1 protein-coding gene and 1 pseudogene are annotated in these 2,291 nt (G+C 37.3%); one reads left to right on the top strand and one right to left on the bottom strand.

Going from position 1 to position 2,291, the window contains the following annotated elements; genetic code table 11:
• Positions 1-112: 112 nt before the first annotated feature.
• Positions 113-1,198 carry a hypothetical protein gene (locus MCO_RS09695; RefSeq protein ID WP_007554326.1) on the bottom strand — a complete coding sequence of 362 codons (1,086 nt, stop codon included), beginning with the start codon at positions 1,196-1,198 and terminating at the stop codon, positions 113-115.
• Between the two features lie 384 nt (positions 1,199-1,582).
• Between MCO_RS09695 and MCO_RS09705 the strand changes: the two are divergent.
• Positions 1,583-2,291, top strand: a pseudogene (locus MCO_RS09705) (antA/AntB antirepressor family protein); the annotation flags it as partial.

Genomic DNA, 2,291 nt, shown 5'->3' on the forward strand with positions numbered 1-2,291 from the left:
TTCTCAAGAGCACTTCGTGATCACAGATGTCCAAGCCTCAGAATCTGATATGTATAAACTTATCTTGCGAGAACTAAAACAATGATGCATCTTTGCTTGGTGTGTTTAAAAATCAATAAGGCTGCCCAAGAGCTCGGATTACTGCTGTAAACCTTGGATTTGGAATGGCACTAAATCGGTAATTCCATGGTGCACCGGTACGGTGACTGATGTGACATCTTTGGTATGTTATAGTTACTGATGCAATTCTTGCCCAAGTAGTCCTTTCATTATCTTCAGGGCTTTCAAATACAATAGCTTGATTTGTTACTAAAAGACGTCCTAAAACTGGATTCTTTTCGCCGATATTGAAGGTAACGCGTTCTTGAACTCCCAACAGTTTTTCATTTTGTGCTAAACGATAATCATATTCACTTGCGTCAAGTTCTTGAAACATTTCACATGCTTCCTCAAAATTAGAGGGAGGAGTATCTGATTGCCATAGAGCAACTTCTTGTTCAAAGCTTTTTTCCTTTTTCGCCTTACGATAGGCAATAATAAAAAAAATTAAAACAATAAGAATGGGCACTAATAACCATGGCGTAATAGTTACTATTACCACAATGCCTCCACTCAACAGAACACAAAGGAGAAAGGTCTGTACCCTTTTTTCTAACCGTTTTTTTTCAAGTTCCGGCGACATTTTATTAACAACTGATAAATCAGAAGAAGGATGGATATGGGGGGGAGGAATTAAAACCTGCTCTGAAACTTTTTCTTTAAAACGTTTTTTGCGTTTATCTTGCCAATGAACAAAAATAGACAATGCAATAAATGCAAAGAAGATTAACCAAAACCATCCCCAAAAGCCTAATCCATCATCTTTGTCTGACTTTTTGTCTTGAACATGGATACTTTGCTTATCAGTATCCTCAGCTGGTGCCTGAATGACGCTTTTATCTTGAATGCCTACGTCCCTTGATGATGTTGAAGGAAAGGAAACAATCTCGTTATTGTGTGCAACTTGATCTGGTTCGATTTTGTGGAAAAAAAACGCACCTAATATTGCAGAGCCGAGAAATAATAAAACTCCAATACCAAGAGTTTTTAGTCCGTTTTTCCGCCATTTCTTTATACATATTAAAACGAGTCCGACAATTATCACCAGTAATGATAACAAACATACAATCATCGCAATTGTATCATATATGTCGAACATTATTTCCCCCCTCCGCTATAAATAAAAAAGAAAGCTGGCAGATTTGAAGTGAGTCGACAAATAAAGTAAAGATGCACTTATCATTTTTAGAAGAAAGTGATATTATTGCTTGGCATTATGACAGGAGGATGAATAATCGAATCAGGTGCCTAAGAAACACCTTAGAAAATACCAAGCGGACAAACTGCCGACACAGTTTATTTTCCGTAAATTAGGGGCTTTGACTCGTTGTATGTTACACGCATATAATGATCTTGTCGGGTGTGGTTACGCCATAAAATACCCTTTTGGGGAAAGTGTAACGACGAACTTGGTACCGCGTTTTTGAGCATCCGGCACTTTTCTGGAGTGTCAATCAAAAACCTCTATACCAAGGAGTTTACAATGAACACACTTATAGAAATATCAGAACAGGTTATTGATCAAGAGACTGTTCAAACTGTTAATGCACGTGACTGCATACGTTTTTAGAAATTACATTAAAATTTGCAGACTGGATTAAAAATCGCATTAAAGAATGTAAATTTCGGGAAAATATAAACTCTTTATAACGCTTACTAAAAATTTAGTAAGCGGTGGAAAGGTAAAAGAATATCACATTACATTAGACATGGGAAAACACCTTGCCATGATACAGCGTAATGATAAAGGGCACGAAGCACGTCAATACTTTATCAAATGTGAACGGCTTTTGAAACAAGTAGCTACCCCACAGATAGCTACACCGCAAATTGACTATTCTAAACCTGAAGAATTACTTGGCGTCTTGAATCACTTACAAAGCCAAATCGAACAGAAGGATAACATCATTTCTGAATTAACACCAAAAACAAAAGCTTTGGATGGTTTAAAACGTCTGATGGTCTGTTTGGTTTGATTGAAGCTGCAAAATGCTTGAAGTACGACCAAAGGATTTAACAGATTATTTGCGTAAACATGATTGGGTTTATCGACGGGCTCCAGGGGCTCCTTTGTTACCTTATCAAGATAAGATCAAGAAAGGATTCATGGATTGCCCTGCTATCACCATTCAAAGACCGGATGGAACAGATAAGGTGCTGCCTTCAACAAAAATTACATCTAGAGGATTGGC

The organism is Bartonella sp. DB5-6 (genome assembly GCF_000278115.1).
GTDB lineage: Bacteria > Pseudomonadota > Alphaproteobacteria > Rhizobiales > Rhizobiaceae > Bartonella > Bartonella refiksaydamii.

What these genes read in the sequence shown, in the direction of transcription:
- MCO_RS09695 (WP_007554326.1), bottom strand. Translation starts at nt 1,198, where the DNA reads ATGTTCGACATATATGATACAATTGCGATGATTGTATGTTTGTTATCA.